The following is a 23,914-nucleotide window of genomic DNA, read 5'->3' on the forward strand; positions in this document are numbered from 1 at the left end:
GTTTTCTCTTATGATTGTCTTTAACTATAAGTTTAGACTGCCACAATATCTGATGGTTGCGTAAAGTAATGTAAAATAACTTAAAGAGTGTCAGCAATGAGCTTTAATAAAAAGGTCTCGCGCTGAATCGATAGTCCCTGTTTATCACTCATTGTCATAGTGGTTTCGTTATGCGCGATGGCATCAAAAATATTCACCCACTTAGGGTGCATGCCATTTTGCACTTCGTAATGCTCCATTTTTGGGTCTGTAAATTCATCGCTAATTTCACAGTAGTAGCAATAAGATTTGATATGAACACAATCAAAGTCGTCTTTATACCAAGGCCTAACTTCTTCGTATAATCCTAATGGCTGCTTTATTTTAATTTGTAGTGCGCCTGTTTCTTCATGTAACTCTCGTAGAAGCCCTTGCTTAATGCTTTCGCCTTCATCAACGCCACCACCAGGTAGGCTGTAGTCATCATAACGGGCGGTGTATAAAAGTAGTATTTGTTCACCTTTTAAAACAATGGCGCGGGCAGTGTTACGAATGAACACCGTTCCATAGTCATTACTTAAACTTGGGTGAATTACTTTTCTTAATAACTTCATAGAATTACAACTTTAAATTAATGCAAGTACAGCTTGGCTTAATATTGAACTCGCCATAATAACCTTTTTTCCGAATTTAATTCATTATACTTACCCTAAATCGAAACTAATAAGGTAATATAACTGGAATTAAGAACTATTTAGGTATCTAACGTTTAGTTTTATTTTCGAAAAAACTTTGCGTAGAATGGTAGAAAAAGCTTAGGAAATGAATATGTTGAACGTACTTTTAGTTGATGATGACAGTGAATTTAGCGATGTAGTTTGTCATATAGTTGAGTTCCTAGGGCACAATATAAATACCGCAGCGAACCTTGCTGAAGCTGAGCAATGGTTTGAAAACAATACGTTTGACCATGTTTTTTTAGATTTTATGTTGCCAGATGGCAGCGGACTTCATTTACTTGAGCACTTAAAAGCTATCGGTCAATCGCCGCGTGTTACGTTAATTTCAGGTCACCCTTCAGTAAAAGGTAAGTTGGCTGAAATGTGTGAGCCAAATGTCGGCCACCTAGTTAAGCCACTTCAACGTGAAGACATTGAGCGTGTACTTAACCCTAAAAAAGCAGCCCCTAAGAAAAAAGCAACGCCAGCGATTAAACGCCACTTCGGCACTCTAATAGGTGAATCTGAGGTGATGCAAAAGCTTTACACTATGATTGAACGCGTCGCTGCAACCTCTGCTAATGTGATGTTGATGGGTGAAAGTGGTGCAGGTAAAGAAGTGGTGGCGCAAGCAATTCACAACGCCACTGAGTGTGATGGTCCTCTAGTGGCAACTAACTGTGGTGCATTTTCAAAAGAGCTGATTGGTAGCGAGCTTTTTGGCCATGAAAAGGGCGCATTTACAGGCGCGATTGCGCGTAAAGAGGGGGTGTTTGAGCAAGCTGCTGGTGGTACTTTATTTTTAGATGAAGTAACTGAAATGCCAATTGATATGCAGCCAAATTTACTGCGCGTGCTTGAAAGCAAAAAAGTAACTCGAGTGGGTGGTACCAAAGAGCAAGCAGTGAATTGCCGTGTTATTTCTGCAACAAACCGCACCTTGACCGACCTTGCGCAAAACAATGTTATACGTGAAGATATTTACTTTCGTTTAGCGGTATTCCCCATTGATATTCCACCGCTTCGTGAGCGAAAAGAAGATATTCCACTGCTTGCCAATGCCTTTTTAGAGCAGCTTAATGAAGAAAACGGCACCGACTTTAAATGGCAAGCGGCGCAAATCAAAGAGCTAGAAGCTCATGATTGGCCAGGTAACGTGCGTGAGCTTCGCCACGCTATTCACCGTGCTTTTATTATGAGTGACCCTAAAGGCACTACTATTACCTTACCTGAATCATTAGAGTCACCATTTTCTAAAGTGAATAAAGAGAGCCAAGCAAACCAAGTCGTTGCAGGGCAAACCATTGAAGAAGTTGAAAAAGAATTGATCCACGCTACTTTAGATAAAGTACAAGGTAATAAGACGATTGCAGCACAAATGCTGGGGATCAGTACTAAAACACTTTATAACCGTTTAAATGCTTATGGAGGCATTGGCGAATACAAATAAAAGGATAGCTATGAATAATAACGAGTCTTTACGAAAAATGGTGCACGATGCCCGTGCGCCGCTGAACCGTATTTCAATGAATGCAGAGTTAGTTAAGCTCGTATTAGAAAATGATATGCCAAAACAAAAAGCACTAGAGGCATTAAATAAAATAATAGCTAATTGTCAGCAGTGTAGTGAGCACTTACAGGAAATAAGCGACACTCACGCAGCTGATTAAGCACTTAAAAACTGGGAAGCAAATGCAAAAACAAAAAGGAAAAATAGCAGTCAGTTGGGCTGGCTTTATTGCCGTGGTGCTGTGTATCGTGGTGGCTAATGCGTTTTTAGCCCTTAATAGCATTCGCTCACTCACCGAAACACAAAGTAGTCTTGATAACACCAACTCGCTTAACACCGCGATTGAGCGTTTGCATTTATCTGTAGTGCAAGCTGAGTCAGGTCAGCGTGGTTATTTACTTACTGACCGAGAAGATTATTTACTGCCTTACAATGATGCAATCGCTTCAATGCAGGCGCAGATTATGCTTGTGAAAAGTCTTCATTCTGAAATTGAAGGCCAAGCAGACCGCATTGCTCGTTTAATATATTTAGTAAACGACAAAGTTGCGGTGATGACTAAAACCACCGATCTGGCCCTTGCAAATAAAGACGTTAAAGCTCGCCGCTTGTTATTAACAGACCAAGGCCGTGATTTATACAAAGATATCCGCGCTGCAGTTGATGAAATTCAAATGCGTGAACTGAACTTTAAAATAGAGCAGTTTGCAAAGCTTTCTGAGATTAGAAATGAAGCTAAGCTAACATTTGCGATTACGGCTGTGACCAGTACCTTATTGATTATAGGTATGTTTGTATTAACTCGTATTAACCAACGTAACCAAGCTAAATATAGAGCTGAACTTGAAAACCAAAACGAGAATCTAGCGGCAAAAGTTGCAGAACGTACCCAAGAGCTAACCATATATTCAGACGAGTTAAGCCGCTCTAACAGAGAGTTAGAAGACTTTGCTTTTGTTGCAAGTCATGATTTACAAGAGCCACTGCGTAAGATTCAAGCTTTTAGTGACCGCCTCGAAAAGATGTTTAAAGATGAACTCGGTGAAAAAGGCATCGACTATATTAGCCGCATGAAAAATGCCGCTCAGCGTATGTCTAATTTAATCAACGACTTGCTTGAGTTCTCACGTGTAACCACCCGGGGTAAAGACTTTATTGATACTGATTTAAATGAAGTTGTTGCAGAAGTTCTTGATGATCTTGAAATTGCGATAAAAGAATCTGAGACCACGGTTAATCTCGACACTTTACCGCATATTCAAGCCGATCCAAGCCAAATGCTGCAATTGTTCTTAAATATTCTTTCTAATGCTGTGAAGTTTAGGCGTGAGGATGTTGCGCCTGTGATTGATATTACATACCAGCGAACGTCAGAATTCAGCGAAAATCACAACACTGATGTGGAGTGGGAAGTTATTACAATTTCAGATAACGGCATCGGCTTTTCTGAAGAGTATCTCGAAAAAATATTTGTTCCGTTTCAGCGATTGCATGGTCGTTCTCAATATAAAGGCACAGGCATAGGCTTATCGGTTTGTCGCCGTATTGTTGAGCGTCACGGCGGAGAAATAACCGCAAGCAGTCGCGTTGGTGAGGGTGCAAGTTTCACTATTAAATTACCCGTGGAAGCATCGCTTTTCACATTACAAGGAGAGGCGTAATGCCATTTAATAAAGTTAAACCAATTACCATTTTAATGGCTGATGACGACGAAGATGATCGTTTATTAACCCAAGACGCATTGGCCGAAAGCCGTGTATTGAACGAGCTGTTTTTTGTTGAAGACGGTGTAGAACTGCTTGAATACCTTGAGCGTAAAGGCAAATTTAGTGAAAAAGAAAACTCGCCTCGTCCGGGCTTGATTTTACTCGATTTAAATATGCCGCGTATGGATGGTCGAGAAGCTTTACAAGCCATCAAAGCCAACCCTAACTTGAAGGGCATACCGGTTGTGATTTTAACCACATCAAAACAAGAAGAAGATATGGTTAAAGGCTACGACTTGGGCGCTGCATCATACATCACTAAACCGGTTACTTTTGAAGGTTTAGTTGAGTTAATGCAAACATTAGGGAAATACTGGGTAGAGTTTGTAGAGCTACCAACATCACAGAACGATTAAGTCCAATTCGCAATCATACTTAATTAAGCAAATTGGAATAAGGAATAAGAATGTTAGACAAGGTAACCCGATTACTCTTAGTAGAAGACGACGAAGACGATTATATTCTTACTTGCGACTACTTAGACCAATTAGGTTCCCATACATTCGATGTTGAGTGGTTAAGTTGCCCTGAAGAGGCCATTAGTGAGCTTAGCGAAAACAAACATGATATTTGTTTGTTAGATTACCGCTTAGGCGCATCAGATGGCCTCGAAGTACTAAAACGGGCTGTAGCAAATGGCTTTCGCGGCCCGATTATCATGCTAACCGGGCAATCAGATGAAGCTCTCGATTCTGCAGCGCTCGATGCCGGTGCGGTTGATTATCTGGTTAAAAGCGAGATGAACTCTAGCCGCTTTGCCCGTGCTATACGCTACGCTTTAGCTCGCCGAGATGTTGAAGATGAGCGTGTTGAGCGTTTAAAAGCAGAAGCTGAAAACCGCTCTAAAGACCGCTTTTTGGCCCATTTGAGTCATGAGTTACGCACACCTCTGTCTTCTATCTTGGGTTACACAGAGTTACTCATGCAAAGTGATAAAAATCAGCATGCTCAAAATGAGTTGGGTGTGATTTACCGAAATGGTAAACATTTACTGAGTTTGCTTAATGATGTGCTCGACCTATCAAAGATTGCTGCCGATAAACTGGAGCTCAATTGCAGTGATGTTAACTTAGATAGCCTAATGGCTGACGTTTATACCTTAATGCGCGTTTCTGCGCTTGATAAAGGCTTGACTCTTAAGTTTGAGTCACAGCAAGCCTTGCCTTTAGTTATAAACACAGACGCTACACGGTTACGCCAAATCCTCATTAACATCATCAACAACGCAATCAAGTTTACCAACCAAGGCGAGATCACAGTGCGAGCTTGGACTGCTTGGGTTAATGAACGAGAAATGCTGTTTTTTAGTATTAAAGACACAGGCCTTGGTATTCCAGCTGAAAAACAAGCACTGATCTTTAAACCATTTGAACAAATTGCTGATGTAGAATCACGAGATGTCGGTGGAGCAGGGTTGGGCCTTGCTATTTGTTCAGAGTTACTTAGTCGTATGCAAGGTTCTATTGAACTTGAATCAACGCAAGGCGTGGGCTCTGAATTTACCCTTTCGATTTACCCTGGCAATATTCGAGATATTGAACGCCAAGTGCTGCGCTTTGATTCAAACCCCGATTGCCAGCAAAAACTAACAACGTTAAAAACCACTGGGCGAGTATTAGTGGTCGACGACCTAAAAGATTTACGTAATCTCGTTGGCCATATGATCACCAGCACTGGCGCAGAAGTGGATTATGCCGAGCACGGTAAACAAGCAATTGAAAAAGTAGCTAATGCAGAGCAAGCGGGTAAGCCTTTTGATATTGTATTTATTGATTTGCATATGCCGGTTATGGGCGGCAAAGAAGCCACTATAGAGCTGCGTAAAATGGGTTATCAAGGACCAATCATCGCGCTTACAGCTGCCACCATGAAAGGGGTGAAAACTGAGTTAAGTGCGCTTGGCTTTAACGATATGATTGCAAAACCGGTTGATTCTGGGTTGCTTTACCAAGTGCTCAATCATTACATTTGCGAAGGCAATACAGAACCAGTAGTTGAGCAAGACGACAGCCCTGAAGTGACCTTACAGAGTACGCGCTATTTATTGGTTGAGGACGACGGTGATGCAGCGCAAATCACTCAATTATTGCTTGAAAGTTTAGGTGTTGAAACTGTTATAGCACCAAGTTGTGCTGCGTGTCTTGCGACCCTGAGTGACGATCAAAACTTTGCTAAAGTGTTACTCGATATGCATTTGCCTGATGGCGAAGGGCTTGATTTAGCCCATGAAATAAAACAGCGCCACCCTGACTTAAATCTAGTCATTGTTAGTGGCGCAGAGCCAGAGCCAGAAAAAATTGAACAACTTGAGATTGAACAAGTGTTATTAAAGCCAATTAACCTTGGCTTGTTATCTGAGCTGATTGGCGGCTAATTGAATGCCGAACTACCAGTTCCGGTTCAAATAGCGTTTGTAGTGGTGGGGTTTGTTTTTGATAAACATGATTTAACACCCAATCTGCTGCCATGCGACCCATCTCATCTATTGGGTAATTAACGGTGCTCAATTGTGGGTAAACGTGACGGGTGAAAAATACGTTATCGTAACCCATAATCGACAATTGCTTAGGTAAAGTTAACCCTAAATCGCGCGCGCTAGCCATGGCACCTACTGCCATTTCATCATTGGCACAGATAAGCGCAGTGAATGGGTGCGTTTGTTCATGAAGCGCTTTTAAACCTTCATAACCGCTCGCTTCCATGAAATCACCTTGGAATAAGAGGTTTTCATCAAACTCAAGATTAAACTCAGCCAGAGCTTGTTTATGACCTTCTAGACGGTCTTTGGCATCTTGTTTCCAAAGCGGCCCGCTGATGTAGGCAATATCTTTATGACCTTGTTCTAAAACATGTTTCGCAGCTAAGTAACCGCCTTTAATATTGTTAAGTAAAATACAGCGATCACTGAGTTCGCTGATATAGCGGTTGATCAATACAAATGGCGTACGGCCTTTACTGAGTTTTATAAGGTAGTCATCGCTGACCGCTTCAACATGTAAAATAAGGCCATCGCAGTTACGGCTAATCAAAAACTCAATTCCTTGTTTTTCACGCTCTTCATCACTGTGACCCGCAGCAATAATCAAATGCTTACCTTGGTTACGAAAGGTATTTTCAATGCCACTCATCATAGGCCCGTAAAACGGACCTTGTAATTCAGAGACCAGTAGGCCAACACTGTTCGAGCAATTTGATGCCAATGACTGAGCAATTGAGTTAGGTCGATAGCCAAGCTCATCCATTGCGGCAGTGACTTTTTTACGTGTTGCATCACTGACATTTGCATTGTTGTTCATTACTCGTGAAACGGTTGCAAGAGAAACACCTGCAAGTTTCGACACCTCGTAAATGGTGGCCATGTTATTCCTTTTTAAACAAAATTATGGATGCTGCTTTAACGATAAATCGGCACTGATCTGCTCAACCGTTTGGTTATCCAGAATATACCTTTTCATTATAAAAGCGACAAGCATACTACCTATTGCTGGGTAAAGGGTAAACGAAATTAATATACCCGAAAGCGTGTGTTCACTGAGTTCGGTATTAGCTTCATAGCCATAAAATGCCAGTAACCAACCTGCAATGGCACCGCCAAGGGCAAGACCAAGCTTAATAAAGAAGACCACGCTTGCGTAGACTAGGCCTGTTAGCCTTTCACCAGTTTTCCATTGCCCGTAATCTATGGTGTCGGCCATTTTTGCCCACAGTAGCGGGGTTGCCATTTGCGTGAAGAAACACCATAAAAAGTACACTGCAAAGGCAAGTATCAGTTGTTCACCCGGCAACCAAAATGCCACGCAACTGATAGCTGCAGAGATATATTGCAAACGAATATAGGCGGTTTTCTTATCAACACGTTTGCTGAGTGGGTTTGCACAGGCACAGCCCAAAATATTACCTATCATGCCGATGGTAACAAAGTAGGTGACTAGCTCTGCTTCACCAAGTACATATTTTACATAGTAAATGGCAAGGGTCGTGCGCAATACCATACTGGTTAACAGCATAAATGCAGCAAAGCACAACACTTTAAATGGACCATTTTGCCATAGTGTGTTCATGCGGGTTTTCCAGCTCAACGATGAGCTGTTATGAGCTGCAACACGCTCTTTGGTAAAGCGAAAACAAATCAGAAATAAGATTACACCTAAGCCGCTCATCAGGGCCATAGTGAGTTGGTAGCCCGTTGCGTTATCACCTTTGCCAAGCCAATTTACCAAAGGCAAAGTACAGGCACTGACAATTAAGCCGCCCAGCATACCAAACACAAAGCGATATGATTGAATGGATACTCGCTCTTTAGGGTCGCTACTTAATACCCCACCTAACGCTGAGTAAGGAATATTAATCGCGGTGTAAACCAGCATCAGCAAAGTGTAAGTGACAAACGCATAAATGACTTTGCCTGATTCAGGAAGGTCGGGCGTGGTGAAGGTGATCATGCTGATCACCCCAAATGGTAAAGCAAGCCAGAGTAAGTAGGGACGATAGCTTCCCCACTTAGTGCGGGTTGAATCAGTTAAAGCTCCCATTAATGGGTCGGTAATTGCATCAACGACTCTCACCACCAAAAACAAGGTGCCAACAATCGCGGGTGAAATACCAAAGATATCAGTATAGAAAAAAGTTAAAAATAACATCACCGTTTGAAAGATGATATTACTTGCTGTATCGCCTAATCCGTAGGCTATTTTTTCTCTTTTTGTCAGCATGTGTGTTCTCGATTGTTGTTATTTTTATCGCTGTTTGAGTAGCGCGCGATATTGTTTTGCGCTTTCTTTTAAAATGCGTTGTTGGCTTTGATAATCAATATAAACTAACCCAAAGCGCTTTTCGTAGCCATACGCCCATTCAAAGTTGTCCATTAAGCTCCACGCAAAGTAGCCTTGAATATCAACGCCTTGGCGAATTGCATCACACACTGCATTTAAGTGAGTGTGATAATAATCTACTCGTTCTATATCGTTCACTTCACCATTTTCTAACGTATCGGCCATGGCTGCGCCATTTTCGGTAATATACATTTTTGGTAAATCATATTGCTGATGAAGTGATACCAAAAGTTCAGTTAAACCTTGTGGGTAAACTTCCCAGCCCATATCGGTAACGCGAACATCTGTAAGGTTTGCTTCTTCAAACCAGTTATCAGCGGTATTTCTGTAGTGTATGCGGGTATAGTAGTTAACGCCAATAAAGTCGACATCTTGGCTAATAATTGCCATATCGCCAGCAATAATAGTTGGCTTAACTTCATCTGCTAAATCATCCAGTAAAGATGGGTAAGCACCTTCTAAAACCGCTTTGATATACCATTGATTATGGTATTGATCAGCAAGCTCTGCGGCTTTTTTATCATCGGCGGTTAAAGGGTAGGTCGGGCTGAAGTTTAATACGATACCTGCTTCTGTGTCTGGGCAGTTTTTACGTAATACTTGCATAGCAAGGCCGTGGGCAAGTAATAAGTGGTGCGCTGCTTGTCGGCCAGCTTGTTGCGATTTAATGCCAGGTGCATGTACACCCACTTCATAACCTAAGTAGGCACTACAAAATGGCTCGTTCAAGGTGGCGAATGAATCAACTAAGTGACCAAGGTGTTGAGTAACAAGTTCGGCATAGTCTTTAAATTTATAGGCTGTCTCGCGGTTTAACCAACCGCCATTATCTTCAAGGTATTGAGGTAAATCCCAGTGATATAAGGTGACGTAGGTCTTAATATTACGTGCTTTTAACGCCGATAATAGCTGAGCGTAAAATTCCATACCTTGCTCGTTAACCGAGCCATCTTGCTGCATGACCCTCGGCCACGAAATAGATAAGCGGTAAGCATCGACAGCCAAATCTGCAATCATCTCGACATCTTGCTGCCAACGCGCAACATGATCGCAAGCTACATCGCCATGGCTTTGATCTGCAATGGTGCCAGGCTTTTCGCAAAATGTATCCCAAATACAATCGAGGCGCTTATCGCGTGCCCCTTCAATCTGAAATGAGGCTGTTGCCACCCCAAAAGTGAATTCGGGCTTGAGCAAAGCCGAATCTGGTAACAGTGAGATTGATTTATACACAGTTAATACTCGTCCTTTGGGTTAGTGTAAGGCTTGAATATTTAGAGTTTTGACTCGGCTGTAAGCGCTTACATTTTTTCTGCAAATAAATTGCTAAATATGATTTATATGTTATAAATGTAAGCGCTTACATTTAATGTTGCAACATTTTTCGCTATTTGTTGTTAGTGATTAAGTACCAGAGTTTGCTGTAACAAACTGATAAATATAATTAACTAGAGAAGAAAATTATGGCTCATGTATCAACTCCTGTTTCGGCTGCAGCAGGCCAAGCAGATATGCCAAAGCAGCACTTTGCGCTGGCATCATTGACCACATTATTTTTTATGTGGGGATTCATCACCTGTCTTAATGACATATTAATCCCTTACTTAAAAGGCATGTTTTCACTTAACTATACGCAGGCTATGCTTATACAGTTTTGCTTCTTTGGCGCGTATTTTGTGATGTCGATTCCGGCAGGTAAGTTGGTCAGTCGTATTGGTTACCAGTTTGGTATTGTTGTCGGCTTAGTGGTTGCAGCCATTGGTTGTGCGCTGTTTTACCCAGCTGCTGTTGCTCATGTGTATGAGTTATTTTTATTGGCTTTGTTTGTTCTTGCTTCGGGTATCACTATTTTACAAGTATCTGCTAACCCTTATGTAAGTGTTCTTGGTCCACAAAAAACAGCGTCTTCGCGTTTGACTATGACGCAAGCTTTTAATTCTTTAGGAACAACAGTTGCGCCAATTTTTGGTGGTTGGTTAATTCTCTCTGAAATTAGCCAAGCTACAGCAGAGGAAGTGAAACTCCCTTATTTAATGCTGTCGTTAACCTTACTTGTGCTTGCGGTTATCTTTGCGTTTTTAAAACTGCCAAAACTAGGAAAAGAAAGTGATAGCGAAGCGGCACATCAAGACTTAGAAGACTTTGTTGATTTAGGTAGTGTTTGGCGTTACCGCCACCTAATTCTAGGTGCTGTAGGTATCTTTGTGTATGTAGGCGCAGAGGTGGCGATTGGCAGCTTTTTAGTCGGCTTTTTGACCCTAGATAACATTGCGGGTTTACCAGAAAACGAAGCCGCGCATTATATTAGCTACTATTTTGCAGGAGCCATGGTTGGTCGTTTTATTGGCGCAGTGGTAATGCAAAAATTTAATGCAGGTAAGGTGTTAGCATGTCATGGCTTATTGGCTGTTTTATTGGTTGTTATTGCCATGACAGGTGAGGGCAGCCTGGCTATGTGGGCAATTCTGCTTGTGGGTTTATGTAACTCGATTATGTTCCCAACCATTTTCAGCCTTGCTTTACACGGCCTTGGTAAGTACACATCAAAAGGTTCTGGTATTTTATGTTTAGCGATTGTAGGTGGTGCAATTATTCCATTACTACAAGGTGTGTTAGCCGATTCTATTGGCGTACAAATGGCGTTATTCTTACCTATCGCCTGTTATTTATATATTACTTACTTTGCGCTGGTTGGCTCAAAAGTATCGACTCAGACTCAGCAATCTTCATAGGTGTAAAAATGAAATTGAAAAAAACATTCACACTCTTCTCGTTAATGATGGCAGGCGCCAGCATGACAGCTTGCACTGGGCAAGATAAGGTGGCAAACGTGAGCGCTGAGCAAGAAATTTGGCCAAACATCGAAACGGGCATTGCTGCAAATCCAGAAATGGAAGCAAAAATTGCGAAAATGCTGGCAAATATGACCCTTGAGCAAAAAATTGCGCAAATGATCCAGCCAGAAATCCGCGATATTACTGTTGAAGATATGCGTAAATACGGCTTTGGTTCTTACCTCAATGGCGGTGGCGCATTCCCTAATAATGATAAACATGCTAGTGCTGCAGATTGGATTGATCTTGCTGAAAAAATGTATCAAGCCTCAATTGATGACTCGCTCGATGGCAGCTCAATTCCGACTATGTGGGGCACCGATGCCGTGCATGGGCACAACAACGTTATTGGTGCGACACTATTCCCTCATAACATTGGTTTAGGTGCAACAAACAACCCTGAGCTAATCGAAAAAATTGCAGCCGCTACCGCGCAAGAAGTGATGGTAACCGGCATCGATTGGGTGTTCGCGCCTACGGTTGCGGTTGTTCGTGACGACCGTTGGGGCCGTACTTATGAAGGTTACTCTGAAGACCCTGAAATTGTAAAAGCATATTCAGCAGCCATTGTTAAAGGGTTGCAAGGTGCAGTTGATGACGACTTTTTATCTGATAAGCGCGTGATAAGTACCGTTAAACACTTTTTAGGTGATGGCGGCACAGAAGGCGGTGATGACCAAGGTAATAACACGGCATCTGAGCAAGAGTTATTTGATATTCATGCGCAAGGGTATGTGGGCGGCTTAGGTGCTGGCGCACAAACTGTAATGGCGTCATTTAATAGCTGGAATGGTGAAAAAATTCACGGTAGCAAATACCTACTTACTGACGTACTAAAAGGCAAAATGGGCTTTGATGGTTTTGTAGTTGGTGACTGGAACGGCCACGGCCAAATTCCAGGTTGTACTAATGGCAACTGCGCGCAAGCAGCAAATGCCGGTCTTGATGTGTACATGGTGCCAACAGATGCATGGAAACCACTTTACGAAAACCTTATTAAGCAAGTTAAAAGTGGCGAAATTGCGCAAAGCCGCATTGATGATGCAGTAACACGTATTTTACGTGTAAAAATGCGCGCAGGTTTGTTTGATAAGCCAAGCCCCGCTAAGCGTCCGCTGTCAGGTAAAACGGAGATCATTGGTAGTGCAGAACATCGCGCAGTTGCAAAACAAGCAGTCCGTGAATCATTGGTTCTTCTGAAAAATAAACAACAGTTGTTACCGCTATCAGCAAATTCAAACGTATTAGTTGCCGGTCAAGGTGCTGATAACATTGGTATGCAGTCAGGTGGTTGGACAATCACTTGGCAGGGTACAGGCAACGAGAATAGCGACTTCCCGGGTGGTTCTTCAATTTTTGATGGGATCAAAAATACAGTTGAGCAGGCCGGTGGTCAGGTTCAATACAATGTAAATGGCGAATTTGAAGCTAAGCCAGATGTTGCGATTGTGGTATTCGGTGAACAACCATATGCAGAAGGTAATGGTGATTTAGATAACCTTGAATACCAACGCGGTAATAAAACTGATTTAGCCCTACTTAAAAAGCTAAAAGATGCCGGTATTCCTGTGGTGTCGCTATTTATTAGTGGTCGCCCAATGTGGGTGAATGCAGAGCTGAATGCCAGTGATGCCTTTGTCGCAATTTGGTTACCAGGCAGTGAAGGTGATGCAATCAGCGATGTTATCTTTAAAAAGCAAGATGGCTCTATCAATCATGATTTTAAAGGTAAGTTATCGTTCTCATGGCCAAATAACCCAGTAGGTAACCAAAACCGTGGTGATAAAGATTACGCGCCACTATTGCCTTACGGCTTTGGTTTAACTTACCAAGATAAAAATACATTAGCAGATGACTTAAGCGAAAAATCACAAGTTACCGCTAAATTAGAAGACTTAGTACTATTTGAGCGTGCCGTAAAAGCACCGTGGTCACTGCAACTACAAAGTGGTTCTGAGCTACAAGCCATGACTAGTAGTCGTGCAGCACTTAACGCTGTTAGCGTAAAAACCTTTGATAAAGATGTACAAGAAGATGCGCGCGCAATCAGCTTTAATGGTAAAGAAGCGGCTGCGGTTCGTTTAATGGCGGCTTTCCCGTCGGATCTTCGTTCATACGTTGAAAAAGCGGGGCAGTTAGAAATGCAAATTAAGGTAGATCAAGCTGCTGATGCGCCGCTAATGCTGGGTATGCAATGCGGTGAAAACTGTGACGGCCAATTTGATATTAGCAAGCAGGTTAAAGCTGCAAATGATTGGCAAACCCTGACAATTGATTTGAGCTGCTTTGCAGAGCAAGGCGTGCAACTTGGACAAGTGTTCTCACCTTGGCAGCTAGCCACTGAAGGTGCATGGCACGTATCGATTGCTAAATTGAATGTGACAACCTCGAAGAAAAACGATACAGCTATTTCTTGCAACTAACTTTTTTCTCCCTTAATGTTCCTCATGGCTAACAGGTGCTGTCGCATCTGTTAGCCTTTTTTATGTAAAGGCCATTATTTGGAATAAATTACTTAACGGAGGAATGATGCATAAGGTTAAATTTGCAGATAAAACGTTTGTACCTAGTAAAATCATTTGTGTTGGCCGTAATTATGCGGCGCATATTGCAGAGCTTAACAACGAAATGCCTTCAAATATGGTGCTGTTTGCAAAACCAAATAGTGCGATCACCGATTCTCTCAATAGTGAACACTTAGGTGAGACTTTACATTACGAAACAGAGCTTTGTTTTTTAGTTAAAAACAAGCAACTGGCTGCGGTTGGGCTTGGGCTTGATTTAACCAAGCGCGGCCTACAAAGCTCTCTTAAAGAAAAAGGCCTACCTTGGGAGCGCGCCAAAGCATTTAATGGTTCTGCGCTTTTTACTGAATTTGTTGCCGTTAATTCCAACTTACACTATCAATTTAGTCTAAAGATTGATGGTAAAGACACTCAAATAGGCGATACAAAGTTAATGCTGCATAACACTGAGCAAATCTTAGCTGAAATCAGTGAATTTATGGACCTAGAAGATGGTGATATCATTATGACTGGCACGCCTGAAGGAGTAGGGAAGGTTGTCGCTAATTCAACCTTTGCTGTAACTCTTATGGATGGTCAGCAGGTGTTGCTATCTCATCAGTGGCAGGCTCTTTAAGCGGCTCTAAAATGTAGCGCTGGTAATAAGTTGAAAACTCAGGAAAGCTTTGTTCGAGCCAAGTTCGTTGGCTTTGCTGGTATCTCTCACTTGGCAGTACCTTGTTCTTCAGCGCCTCATTTATTTCTGCTAGCACTTTTTCGGCATAATTATTAGGCGCGTTCGTTGAGCAACCAATGGCACCAAAAAGCACATTCTGAGCCGGATTAACAATGGTGAGCTTTTGAATATTCTGTTGGTTTTGTTGATTGTAATAATCAGCAACGTAGGGATAATCAATAGTGTAATCAATGTAGCCATGCTCTAACTGCGAGAGCAAAGCAAAATTTGGACTACTGCCATTACCACTTAATGCTGCACTTTCGTAAAGCTTGGTATTTTTCGCAATCTTATCTAATTGACTGCCAAATTTACGTGCAGCGTTTTGACCATAAATAAAATTAGCATCAGTAAACAAAGAGATAAGTGATACTGGGTTACCGTGTTTTTGCTTAATTTTCAGTGCTTTCTCTTCCGTACTTAATACGCTAAAGGGTGGGTACACTGTGGTTGGGATTGAGTAAGTAGCGCGGTTGGTTTTTTTATCACGATGGATCATGCAGGCATAGCACGCCATTTGTCCGTCATCGAGATATTTACTGCCACGTTTTTGCGGCAACATCACTTTGTTGTGGTTAATGTTGGGTAAGGCTTCAATCAACATATCGGTAATTTCATTGCATAACCCACCATGGGGATAAGCGTTACTTTTCTCGATAAAGAAGGGCTTACCATCATTTTCAAGCCAGGTAATTGAGAGCTGCTCAGAGGCATGAGTAATCGTGGCAAACAACGACCCTGCAACCACGCATAATACTTGTTTTACGACTCTACTCATTAACACCCTACAAAGTTAAATGCTATGAGTAACTATACACTAAAGTATGGATAAACCTGTAGGTGAAACAGAAAAATGATGAATTAGTGCTAGTGAGCCTGCAGAGGATAGACTCACTCATATTTTCGAATATTACTTAGAAAGGCATAGGATAGCGGGTAAATACATCAGCGATTTTATCGTTAGCTTCATCGCTTAATTGCACAGAAAAAGCATCTATATTTTCTTTTAACTGCGTCATTGATGTTGCTCCTATAATTGTAGAGCTTACGCCATCTACCTGATCACACCATGCTAGTGCGAGTTGTGAAGGTGTTAAATTAAAGGCGTTAGCAATTTCAACATATTCAGCGATCGCAGCCCGTGATTGTGCAGTGTCTCTGAATAGGCCATTACGTTGCACTAGCGTCCATCGGCTACCTTCAGGGCGGGCACCATTTAAGTACTTACCACTTAACATGCCGCCACCTAGCGGTGACCAAGGTAGGTAAGCAATATCTTCATGAATACATTGTTCAATCAAATACGGCCAGTCTTTGGCGTGCAGTAGACTAAATTCGTTTTGAATCGATACCATACGCGGAAGGTTATGCTGTTCACTTAAGCGTAAGTACTGGCTGATGCCCCAAGGTGTATCGTCTGATAAACCACAGTGCTTAATTTTACCAGCCTTGATACAGTCATTCAGCCCTTCAAGAATATCTAACATACCCGCGATATTTTGATCAGTGTCAGCCTCTGAGAAGCACACTTTACCTGGCCATTGTTTACCAAAGTGCGGTGATGTACGGTTAGGCCAATGTAATTGGTATAAATCGATAACATCAGTTTGTAAGCGCTTAAGAGATGCATCAACGGCTTCAACCACTGCTTGGCGAGTAATATCGCCTGCATCGCGTACCCAAGGTAAGCCGTTACCCGCTATTTTAGTGGCAATGACAAGCTCATCGCGTTTGTCTTTATTACGCGCTAACCAATTACCGATGATCTCTTCTGTCTTACCGTAGGTGTCTGGAGAAGGTGGTACGGCATACATTTCGGCGGTATCAATAAAGTTAACGCCTTTATCTAATGCATAGGCGATTTGTTCATCGGCATCGGCTTGGTTGTTTTGCATACCCCATGTCATGCTACCTAAGCAAACACGAGATACATCAATACCACTTCGACCAAGTGGGCTATAAAGCATAATAGATCCTTGTTAATCGCTAGAATGGGCTCTAAGTGCAGTTAATAACTCATCATTTAACTGCGCTTTTTTACCCGTTTTAAAATTAAACATAACCACTTGTGATGAGCCAATGGTTGTTACTGCGTCTTGGCTTTCACTAAATACAGTGTAATGCATCATAAAACGATCTTGTTCAATGTCACTGATCTTTACACCAACATGCACAGTATCAGGAAATGTCACAGGGCGTTTATAGCGGGCATTGTTTTCGCTGATCACCGGACCAACACCTGTTACTTGTAAATCTTTAAGAAAACCCAGTTGAGTAAAAAAATCGATACGGGCTGTTTCAAAGTAGCGAAAATACACCACATTATTGACGTGCTGCAGGGCATCCATTTCGCCCCATGCAACATTAATTTTTGTTCTGATAGGGTGTTGTTCTATAAACGATTGCATAGTAAATCTTCGTTGATTGTGAGAAGTCTTAGGTTAGCAATATGCTGCTTTTAGCTCAAGGAAATTAGAAAGCTCAGTAGATTGTGCTAGATTTATAAGTTCACGCTTACGTAAAGTGTGAGCAAAATGAACACACATTAAAGGACCTTAATTATGCAGCAACTAACCTTGAGGGTGATAAAGTGGATTGCACTTTTCATCTTGCTAGCTCTAGCTTTGCTCTGTTATAGCATGGGCACAATGTCAGGATTTATCGCTTTAATTGTCGTGGGCTTGTTATTAGAAGCCGCGTTTTGGTTATTTGGTTCACGGCTTATTAGCCGAAAAAAACCAAACCAACAAACAAGCCAAACCTCTTAGCTTGCACTCTCAGGAAGTTTAAATATAATAACTGTATATATAAACAGTTGTTGTGTTCCTGATGAAAAAATTCATTCACATCGATATGGACTGCTTTTATGCAGCCGTTGAGATGCGTGATAACCCCGCGCTTGCCAATGTGCCACTGGCTATAGGTGGTAATAGTCGTCGCGGGGTGCTTTCAACTGCTAATTATATTGCCCGTAAATATGGTGTGCGCTCGGCGATGTCGAACTATCACGCCAAGCAACTGTGCCCCGATCTGGTTATCGTGCCCGGACGAATGCAGGTTTATAAAGAAATCTCCACGCAAATTCGCGCCATTTTTGCAAAGTACACCGACCTTATTGAGCCATTATCGTTAGATGAAGCCTACCTTGATGTAACCGACAGTAGCGCATGCAAAGGCAGTGCAACACTCATGGCACAGCAAATTCGCCAAGAAATCTTCGACACCACAGGGCTGACAGCCTCAGCAGGCGTCGCGCCAATTAAGTTTATTGCCAAAATTGCCAGCGATGAAAACAAGCCTAATGGTCAGTTTGTGGTATTGCCCGATCAAGTTGATGACTTTTTGGCGAGTTTACCGCTTGGCAAAATCCCTGGCGTTGGCAAGGTGACATTAGAAAAGCTGCAACTTAAAGGGCTTTACACTGGGGCTGATGTGCGCGCGAAAGGGGTTAATTGGATGCAGCAGCATATTGGTAATTTTGGCGTGTCTTTATATCAAAAGTGTGCAGGCGAGTACGTTGGCAAAGTGTCAACTGAGCGAGTACGAAAGTCGCTCAGTGTTGAGCACACCTATGAATACAACAAAAATAATTTAGATGAGTGTTTAAGCCAGTTACCCCGCTTGATGGATGAATTAACTCGCCGTCTTGATAAACAGCAATTAAACAACCGCATCAATAAGTTATCTGTGAAGGTCAAGTTTGCCAATTTTGTCGTGACCAGTGCCGATCAAAGCCACCATCAATTAGACGAACGCATTTTTACTGAGTTAATGAGTAAAGCCTATGAGCGAGGTAACAACCAGCCAGTACGCCTGTTAGGGATAGGTGTCGGAATAAAGAGTCAGGCTCACGAGCATTTTCAGCTAAGTATATTAGACTAAAGGTTAACACCTTGGTGCTTGAAAGTTTGTTAGTGTCTAGTTGGGGTGCTAGGCCTGCCTAGTTCAACACCTTAGACAACATTATAACTTAATAAGAGAGATGACTATGCAATCGGTCGTAATCGTGCTGCTCGGAATAGTCGGTATGTTGTTCGGATGGTTCTTTTATTCGAAATTCATCGCCGAAAAAATATTTAAAATGGATGATAATTTTGTCACACCTGCTCATGAACTTGAGGATGGTGTGGATTATGTGCCAACCAACAAAGTTGTGTTATGGGGTCACCATTTCACCTCTGTTGCAGGTGCAGCGCCAATTGTTGGCCCTGCGATTGCCGTATATTGGGGCTGGGTGCCTGCGGTACTTTGGGTGGTATTTGGTACTATCTTTTTTGCTGGTGTTCACGACATGGGCGCTCTATGGGCCAGTGCGCGTAACAAAGGCAAATCAATGGGCGCTTTGTCTGAAAGCGTAATTGGTAAACGCACCCGTGCATTATTTATGATTGTGGTGTTCTTAGTACTATTGATGGTGAATGCGGTATTTGGTGTGGTGATTGCCAAATCATTTGTATCGCAACCTAACGCGGTATTCCCTGCTTGGTCAGCGATTGTTGTGGCCTTAGTTATTGGCCAGTTACTACGCCGTAAAGTGTCGTTAATTCCGCTTTGTTTAATTGGTGTGGGAATTCTTTATTACACTATTTACCTTGGTAGTGGTATGCCGATTTCATTACCTGATGAAATGTTTGGCTTAAGTGCGAATGCGAACTGGATCATCATCTTATTTATCTATGCAGCCATTGCTTCATTATTGCCTGTGTGGATGCTTTTACAACCACGCGACTTCATCAACGGTATGCAGTTATTGGTTGGTTTAGTATTACTATATGGTGCGGTTTTTGTGTCAATGCCGGATATCACAGCGCCTGCGTTTAATACTCAAACTGCGGTAGATACACCAAGTATTATTCCATTGCTATTTGTGACCATAGCCTGTGGTGCGGTATCGGGTTTCCACGGTATTGTGTCTTCAGGTACCAGCTCTAAGCAGTTGAACAAAGAAACTGATGGTCGCTTTGTGGGTTACTTAGGTGCGGTAGGTGAAGGTATGCTTGCGCTTATTACACTAGTTGCAGTAAGTGGTGTTGCACTTGCAGTATCACCTGAAGAATGGCACGAAATTTACAGTCACTTAGGCGCCGGTAGTGTGAGTGCCTTTATTAATGGTGGCGCAAACTTAATTGAAAGTGGTTGGGGTATCTCGCAAGAGGTGGCATCAACCTTACTTGCTGTAATGGTGGTACTGTTTGCGGGGACTACGATGGACTCTGGCGTGCGCCTGCAGCGTTATATCATTCAAGAGTGGGGTGATATTTATAATATCAGCATCATTCGTAATGGTATTGTAGCTACACTTATTGCAGTACTTAGCTGTTTACTGCTTGCCTTTGGTGCTGGTGGCGCTGACGGTAGTGGCGGTATGATTATTTGGCCATTATTCGGTTCGACTAACCAAATCTTAGCAAGCTTAACCCTACTGGTTATCTCGGTAATGCTTATTAAAGCGAATCGCCCGGCTAAATACACCCTGATCCCAATGAGCTTTGTATTAGTTATGGCGTTCTTTGCTGGGGTTATTAAACTGGGCGAGTACTACCAACAAGGTAACTGGTTACTGGTGACACTTGATTTGTTAGTACTGGTTGTGAGCGTACTGGTTATGCTTGAAGCTTGGTCTGTGATTGTTAAGCATCGTAAAGACTCAGCACACATTACAGAGCAGTAAACTTAGCTTGCCAGCCATATCGTAAGTTGCCTTACTTGGCTGGCAATAGCGCTCTAAATCAATGATAATAAGGTCCTATGTTTCTAACAGCAGGACCTTTTTTATGGCATACCCTCATGCAGTTGCAGCCCCGCAATTAGCGGATGCAAATCACGATGCATTGATTATTATCGGTGATGATTTTTCTTCTTTAGCAGACGCAAGCTTAAGCCAAGCTATTAGCGCTCAACAAGCTGTAGACGCACGTATTGGCAAACAAGTGACATTACTTGTTATTGACTCTAAACGCGTTATCTTAGCGCCTACAGGCCCTCTAAATCGTGATTATGATGATGTACGTCGTTACTTTGATGCAGCGAAGCAAGGTGTACTAGAGGCGAAAGCATCGGGTAGCACTCAGCCTGCAATTTTACTTGCTAACGTAAATCAAGATAGCCGTTACAAGCATGCCCTTGAAGTGGCTTATTTAGGTGCTTGCCAAGCGCTTTGGCAACCACTTGAGGCACGTGAGTTCCACGGCCAAGCGATTGAACCAATTAGCCAAATTAGCCTAGTGGGTGCAGATGAGGCAATGAGCAAAGCGCTTAATGCTATTGCTGCGGGTCAATACGCTGCACGTGATTTATGTGGTACCGAGCCTGAGCGTATGGCACCACCACGTTTTGCTGATTACTGCGTTGAGTTATTTGCGGGTAGTAAGGTGTCTGTTGAAGTGATTTCAGATATCAACACTATCGATAAAGATTACCCAATGATGAGCACTGTAGCGCGCGCATCTTATGCTGTTGAGCGTCATCACCCACGTGTTGTAAAACTAGAATACGTGCCTGAAGGCGACGTTGAGCGTACCTTAATGTTTGTTGGTAAAGGTTTAGTTTACGATACCGGTGGTGCAGACCTTAAAGTGGGTGGCTTTATGGCAGGTATGAGCCGCGATAAAGGCGGTGCTGCCTCTGTTGCTGGCTTTATGAAATCAGTGGCTGACTTTGCACCAAAAGGCGTTAAAGTGATTGCTTACTTAGCCGTGGTTCGTAACTCAATTGGTTCAGATTGTTTTGTTCCTGACGAAATCATTACCAGCCGTGAAGGTGTTCGTGTTCGTATCGGTAACACAGATGCTGAAGGTCGTTTAGCAATGGGTGACTTACTAAGTGAAATGAAAGATCGCGCCTTAAACGAAGTAAATCCAGAGCTATTCACTGTTGCAACACTAACAGGCCACGCAGCACGTGCTATGGGTCCTTACAGCGCATATGTTGAAAATGGTCCAGCTCGCGCAGCGAAAATTTCGCGCCAAATTGCTGACTTAGGCGATTTATGGGCAGATGGCGCCGAAGTATCTCGTAGCCGCCGTGAAGATTATGACTTTATTCGTCCTCGCACGTTAGCTGACGATGTATTATCAAGTAACAATGCCGCTTCTGCAGTGACAGCTCGTGGTCACCAGTTCCCAATGGCATTCTTAGCGATTGTTGGTGGTTTAGATAAACATGGTACTGAATCAGCGCAACCATTACCGTATGTTCATATGGACATCGCAGGTAGCGGCGTAGAAGGCGGTGATTGGCAACATGGTAAGCCTACCGCAGCAACAGTAAGCAGCTTATTCGCTCGTTATTGTTTATAAGCTAAAAGCTATAAGTTTTTAGTTTTAAAAGCCCCGCACAGCAGTGTGGGGCTTTTTTTTTGGTGTTAGTCGAGCTTGAAGCGGTTAACCACATCACTTAACGCTTGTGAGCTTTGCTTTAAGTTTTCACTGGCGTTCGAAAGCCCTTCAGTATTCGACAGTGATTGTTCGGTTGATTGTGAAAGCTCATTAATCCGTAAATTAACCTCATCTGCGGCGCTGGTTTGTTGCTCGGTAGCACGGGCGATTTGGCTGTTCATATCTTTAATAATAGAGACAAGTCGCTCAATCTCACTCAATGAACTATTTGCTTCGCCCGCTTGTGAAACCGTTTCAGTTGATAACTGTTGGCTTGCCGATACAGCATCAACAGCAGCTTGTGCGCCGGTTTGTAGTTTACTGATCATGGCTTGAATTTCATCAGTACTTTTACCTGTGCGACTTGCTAATGTACGCACTTCGTCAGCCACTACGGCAAAGCCTCGACCTTGTTCACCAGCACGGGCCGCTTCAATGGCAGCATTGAGAGCCAGTAAGTTGGTTTGCTCAGCAATACTTCGGATAACATCAAGTACTGAGCCAATGTTGTTACTCTCTGCAGCAAGATCCGCCGTTACCTTACTCACTTGTTCAATATTATGCGACAGGGTCTCAATGGCGGTGATAGTCTTGTTAAGAACCTGTTTGCCCGCTTCAGCATTTTGCGCTGCTTCATTAGCGGCATGCTCAGCTTGGTCGGCATTTTGACTAACATCGTGAATTTGATGGGTCATTTGTTCCATCGCGGTTGCTACTTGTGTTGAGCTGTCGTTTTGTAATTCAATAAAAGAGTGATTTGTTTTACTGGCATCATCAACGCTATGGGCAAACTGGTTTACTTGCTCGGCATTGTGGGCAACATGTTTCAGTGACTCACGCATTTTTGCGGTGTACAAGTTAAAGTAGCGCGACAAACGAGACACTTCATCATTGCCATTTTCATCAAGCTTTTGGGTTAAGTCGCCTTCACCTTGCGAGATGTCTTTCATCATGTTTGCGGCGAGTTGGGTCGGGCGAAGAATACTATTAGCAATTAGGTAGCTTAGCGCAACCAGTAGAGCAATGATCACTACCGCGGTAATAATCACATGAGTACGAAGCGAAGAGAATGCCTCTTCAATGGTATCAATGTAGACACCAGAGCCTACAATCCATTGCCATTTATCAAAACCTTTTACGTAGGCAATTTTATCAACCGGCTCGTCTTTACCTGGCTTTGGCCACTTATAAGGAATAAAACCTTTACCTTGTTTTTTGACAATATTGACCATATCGACAAATAACAACACGCCATCTGGATCTTTACTGCCCGCTAGCGATTTACCATTTAATTCGGGCTTAAACGGGTGCATAACCATTACGGGTTGATAATCGTTGATCCAAAAGTAATTGTTGTTGTCATAACGTAGTGCAGAAATTGTTTCGAGGGCTGCTTGTTTGGCTTGTTGCTCACTCAGCTTACCTTGCTCAAACAATTCATAGTTATGCTCAATAATAGAGTAAGCAGACTCAACAAGGTTTTGGGTCTTAATGTATTGCTCTTGCTTTAGCGAGCTGTATTGCTGCGTTAAGCTCGAGACGCTCAAAAATATCAGCCCTATCACGACCACACTCACTAACATGGCGAGGCGCTGAAAAATTGTAAAACGGCGTAAATTCATGTGTATTCCTTCGTCATGCCCATAGGAGCAATGTAT

20 protein-coding genes are annotated in these 23,914 nt (G+C 42.6%); 12 read left to right on the plus strand and 8 right to left on the minus strand.

The genetic code is table 11. From position 1 onward, the window contains the following. Positions 1 to 80 precede the first annotated feature (80 nt). The gene (locus EXT43_RS09430; RefSeq protein WP_063528926.1) at positions 81 to 593 is read right to left on the minus strand and encodes an NUDIX domain-containing protein; all 513 of its coding nucleotides are present in this window, start codon (positions 591 to 593) and stop codon (positions 81 to 83) included. Between the two features lie 214 nt (positions 594 to 807). Here EXT43_RS09430 and EXT43_RS09435 point away from each other — a divergent pair, with 214 nt between their 5' ends. Genes EXT43_RS09435 through EXT43_RS09455 form a run of 5 tightly spaced genes read left to right on the plus strand, consistent with a single transcriptional unit; the run spans position 808 to position 6,348 of the window. Then, the gene (locus EXT43_RS09435; RefSeq protein ID WP_063529440.1) at positions 808 to 2,148 is read left to right on the plus strand and encodes a sigma-54 dependent transcriptional regulator; all 1,341 of its coding nucleotides are present in this window, start codon (positions 808 to 810) and stop codon (positions 2,146 to 2,148) included. A 10-nt stretch (positions 2,149 to 2,158) separates the two neighbouring features. Further along, entirely contained in the window at positions 2,159 to 2,368 is a 210-nt protein-coding gene (locus EXT43_RS09440; protein ID WP_054562695.1) for a histidine kinase, read from the plus strand. A gap of 22 nt (positions 2,369 to 2,390) precedes the next feature. Continuing rightward, positions 2,391 to 3,869 (plus strand): sensor histidine kinase, encoded by a 1,479-nt coding sequence (locus EXT43_RS09445; RefSeq protein ID WP_130166833.1) that lies wholly within the window; start codon positions 2,391 to 2,393, stop codon positions 3,867 to 3,869. After that, positions 3,869 to 4,330 (plus strand): response regulator, encoded by a 462-nt coding sequence (locus EXT43_RS09450; RefSeq protein ID WP_130166834.1) that lies wholly within the window; start codon positions 3,869 to 3,871, stop codon positions 4,328 to 4,330. Before EXT43_RS09445 ends, EXT43_RS09450 begins: the two co-directional genes overlap by 1 nt. A gap of 50 nt (positions 4,331 to 4,380) precedes the next feature. Beyond that, positions 4,381 to 6,348 carry a response regulator gene (locus EXT43_RS09455; protein ID WP_130166835.1) on the plus strand — a complete coding sequence of 656 codons (1,968 nt, stop codon included), beginning with the start codon at positions 4,381 to 4,383 and terminating at the stop codon, positions 6,346 to 6,348. On the opposite strand, the gene EXT43_RS09460 is transcribed toward EXT43_RS09455, so the two are convergent. From EXT43_RS09460 to EXT43_RS09470, 3 genes are read right to left on the minus strand one after another with little or no spacing between them, the layout of a single operon-like run. Beyond that, positions 6,311 to 7,333 carry a LacI family DNA-binding transcriptional regulator gene (locus tag EXT43_RS09460; RefSeq protein ID WP_063529056.1) on the minus strand — a complete coding sequence of 341 codons (1,023 nt, stop codon included), beginning with the start codon at positions 7,331 to 7,333 and terminating at the stop codon, positions 6,311 to 6,313. The two genes, EXT43_RS09455 and EXT43_RS09460, sit on opposite strands and share 38 nt — an antisense overlap. Positions 7,334 to 7,354: 21 nt before the next feature. Beyond that, positions 7,355 to 8,686: a glycoside-pentoside-hexuronide (GPH):cation symporter gene (locus EXT43_RS09465; RefSeq protein WP_063529055.1), complete on the minus strand. Its 1,332-nt coding sequence runs from the start codon at positions 8,684 to 8,686 to the stop codon at positions 7,355 to 7,357. A 24-nt stretch (positions 8,687 to 8,710) separates the two neighbouring features. Then, positions 8,711 to 10,039 (minus strand): GH1 family beta-glucosidase, encoded by a 1,329-nt coding sequence (locus tag EXT43_RS09470; RefSeq protein ID WP_130166836.1) that lies wholly within the window; start codon positions 10,037 to 10,039, stop codon positions 8,711 to 8,713. 230 nt (positions 10,040 to 10,269) lie between these two features. Between EXT43_RS09470 and EXT43_RS09475 the strand changes: the two genes are divergently transcribed. The 3 genes from EXT43_RS09475 to EXT43_RS09485 all read left to right on the plus strand — a co-directional run bounded on the left by EXT43_RS09475 (position 10,270) and on the right by EXT43_RS09485 (position 14,781). After that, positions 10,270 to 11,538 carry a sugar MFS transporter gene (locus EXT43_RS09475; RefSeq protein WP_063529053.1) on the plus strand — a complete coding sequence of 423 codons (1,269 nt, stop codon included), beginning with the start codon at positions 10,270 to 10,272 and terminating at the stop codon, positions 11,536 to 11,538. 8 nt (positions 11,539 to 11,546) lie between these two features. After that, positions 11,547 to 14,063, plus strand: coding sequence for a glycoside hydrolase family 3 N-terminal domain-containing protein (locus tag EXT43_RS09480; protein WP_063529052.1), 2,517 nt, complete (start codon positions 11,547 to 11,549; stop codon positions 14,061 to 14,063). Positions 14,064 to 14,169: 106 nt separating this feature from the next. Beyond that, positions 14,170 to 14,781, plus strand: a complete 612-nt coding sequence (locus tag EXT43_RS09485) for a fumarylacetoacetate hydrolase family protein (protein ID WP_063529051.1) — start codon at positions 14,170 to 14,172, stop codon at positions 14,779 to 14,781. Here the strand turns inward: EXT43_RS09485 and EXT43_RS09490 are convergent. The 3 genes from EXT43_RS09490 to EXT43_RS09500 form a co-directional block, all read right to left on the minus strand. After that, on the minus strand, positions 14,732 to 15,658 hold the full coding sequence (locus tag EXT43_RS09490) for an ABC transporter substrate-binding protein (protein ID WP_130166837.1): 927 nt from the start codon (positions 15,656 to 15,658) through the stop codon (positions 14,732 to 14,734). The genes EXT43_RS09485 and EXT43_RS09490 overlap by 50 nt on opposite strands. A 136-nt stretch (positions 15,659 to 15,794) precedes the next feature. Beyond that, on the minus strand, positions 15,795 to 16,847 hold the full coding sequence (locus EXT43_RS09495) for an aldo/keto reductase (protein ID WP_130166838.1): 1,053 nt from the start codon (positions 16,845 to 16,847) through the stop codon (positions 15,795 to 15,797). 12 nt (positions 16,848 to 16,859) lie between these two features. Next, the gene (locus tag EXT43_RS09500; RefSeq protein ID WP_054562679.1) at positions 16,860 to 17,288 is read right to left on the minus strand and encodes a thioesterase family protein; all 429 of its coding nucleotides are present in this window, start codon (positions 17,286 to 17,288) and stop codon (positions 16,860 to 16,862) included. 153 nt (positions 17,289 to 17,441) lie between these two features. Between EXT43_RS09500 and EXT43_RS09505 the strand changes: the two genes are divergently transcribed. The 4 genes from EXT43_RS09505 to EXT43_RS09520 all read left to right on the plus strand — a co-directional run bounded on the left by EXT43_RS09505 (position 17,442) and on the right by EXT43_RS09520 (position 22,178). After that, positions 17,442 to 17,648: a hypothetical protein gene (locus tag EXT43_RS09505; protein ID WP_054562678.1), complete on the plus strand. Its 207-nt coding sequence runs from the start codon at positions 17,442 to 17,444 to the stop codon at positions 17,646 to 17,648. 61 nt (positions 17,649 to 17,709) lie between these two features. After that, positions 17,710 to 18,762 (plus strand): DNA polymerase IV, encoded by a 1,053-nt coding sequence (dinB, locus tag EXT43_RS09510; protein ID WP_130166839.1) that lies wholly within the window; start codon positions 17,710 to 17,712, stop codon positions 18,760 to 18,762. 106 nt (positions 18,763 to 18,868) lie between these two features. Continuing rightward, positions 18,869 to 20,551, plus strand: coding sequence for a carbon starvation protein A (locus tag EXT43_RS09515; RefSeq protein ID WP_063529047.1), 1,683 nt, complete (start codon positions 18,869 to 18,871; stop codon positions 20,549 to 20,551). 103 nt (positions 20,552 to 20,654) lie between these two features. After that, positions 20,655 to 22,178 (plus strand): leucyl aminopeptidase family protein, encoded by a 1,524-nt coding sequence (locus tag EXT43_RS09520; protein ID WP_054552591.1) that lies wholly within the window; start codon positions 20,655 to 20,657, stop codon positions 22,176 to 22,178. A gap of 65 nt (positions 22,179 to 22,243) precedes the next feature. On the opposite strand, the gene EXT43_RS09525 is transcribed toward EXT43_RS09520, so the two are convergent. Continuing rightward, positions 22,244 to 23,878: a methyl-accepting chemotaxis protein gene (locus tag EXT43_RS09525; RefSeq protein ID WP_130166840.1), complete on the minus strand. Its 1,635-nt coding sequence runs from the start codon at positions 23,876 to 23,878 to the stop codon at positions 22,244 to 22,246. Between the last annotated feature and the right edge of the window lie 36 nt (positions 23,879 to 23,914).

It is taken from the genome of Pseudoalteromonas sp. CO109Y, assembly GCF_004208935.1.
GTDB classification, from domain to species: Bacteria; Pseudomonadota; Gammaproteobacteria; order Enterobacterales; family Alteromonadaceae; genus Pseudoalteromonas; species Pseudoalteromonas shioyasakiensis.

What these genes read in the sequence shown, in the direction of transcription:
- EXT43_RS09490 (WP_130166837.1), bottom strand. Translation starts at nt 15,658, where the DNA reads ATGAGTAGAGTCGTAAAACAAGTATTATGCGTGGTTGCAGGGTCGTTG.
- EXT43_RS09465 (WP_063529055.1), bottom strand. Translation starts at nt 8,686, where the DNA reads ATGCTGACAAAAAGAGAAAAAATAGCCTACGGATTAGGCGATACAGCA.
- EXT43_RS09430 (WP_063528926.1), bottom strand. Translation starts at nt 593, where the DNA reads ATGAAGTTATTAAGAAAAGTAATTCACCCAAGTTTAAGTAATGACTAT.
- dinB (WP_130166839.1), top strand. Translation starts at nt 17,710, where the DNA reads ATGAAAAAATTCATTCACATCGATATGGACTGCTTTTATGCAGCCGTT.
- EXT43_RS09480 (WP_063529052.1), top strand. Translation starts at nt 11,547, where the DNA reads ATGAAATTGAAAAAAACATTCACACTCTTCTCGTTAATGATGGCAGGC.
- EXT43_RS09520 (WP_054552591.1), top strand. Translation starts at nt 20,655, where the DNA reads ATGGCATACCCTCATGCAGTTGCAGCCCCGCAATTAGCGGATGCAAAT.
- EXT43_RS09485 (WP_063529051.1), top strand. Translation starts at nt 14,170, where the DNA reads ATGCATAAGGTTAAATTTGCAGATAAAACGTTTGTACCTAGTAAAATC.
- EXT43_RS09500 (WP_054562679.1), bottom strand. Translation starts at nt 17,288, where the DNA reads ATGCAATCGTTTATAGAACAACACCCTATCAGAACAAAAATTAATGTT.
- EXT43_RS09440 (WP_054562695.1), top strand. Translation starts at nt 2,159, where the DNA reads ATGAATAATAACGAGTCTTTACGAAAAATGGTGCACGATGCCCGTGCG.
- EXT43_RS09525 (WP_130166840.1), bottom strand. Translation starts at nt 23,878, where the DNA reads ATGAATTTACGCCGTTTTACAATTTTTCAGCGCCTCGCCATGTTAGTG.
- EXT43_RS09455 (WP_130166835.1), top strand. Translation starts at nt 4,381, where the DNA reads ATGTTAGACAAGGTAACCCGATTACTCTTAGTAGAAGACGACGAAGAC.
- EXT43_RS09495 (WP_130166838.1), bottom strand. Translation starts at nt 16,847, where the DNA reads ATGCTTTATAGCCCACTTGGTCGAAGTGGTATTGATGTATCTCGTGTT.
- EXT43_RS09475 (WP_063529053.1), top strand. Translation starts at nt 10,270, where the DNA reads ATGGCTCATGTATCAACTCCTGTTTCGGCTGCAGCAGGCCAAGCAGAT.
- EXT43_RS09460 (WP_063529056.1), bottom strand. Translation starts at nt 7,333, where the DNA reads ATGGCCACCATTTACGAGGTGTCGAAACTTGCAGGTGTTTCTCTTGCA.
- EXT43_RS09505 (WP_054562678.1), top strand. Translation starts at nt 17,442, where the DNA reads ATGCAGCAACTAACCTTGAGGGTGATAAAGTGGATTGCACTTTTCATC.
- EXT43_RS09515 (WP_063529047.1), top strand. Translation starts at nt 18,869, where the DNA reads ATGCAATCGGTCGTAATCGTGCTGCTCGGAATAGTCGGTATGTTGTTC.
- EXT43_RS09445 (WP_130166833.1), top strand. Translation starts at nt 2,391, where the DNA reads ATGCAAAAACAAAAAGGAAAAATAGCAGTCAGTTGGGCTGGCTTTATT.
- EXT43_RS09435 (WP_063529440.1), top strand. Translation starts at nt 808, where the DNA reads ATGTTGAACGTACTTTTAGTTGATGATGACAGTGAATTTAGCGATGTA.
- EXT43_RS09450 (WP_130166834.1), top strand. Translation starts at nt 3,869, where the DNA reads ATGCCATTTAATAAAGTTAAACCAATTACCATTTTAATGGCTGATGAC.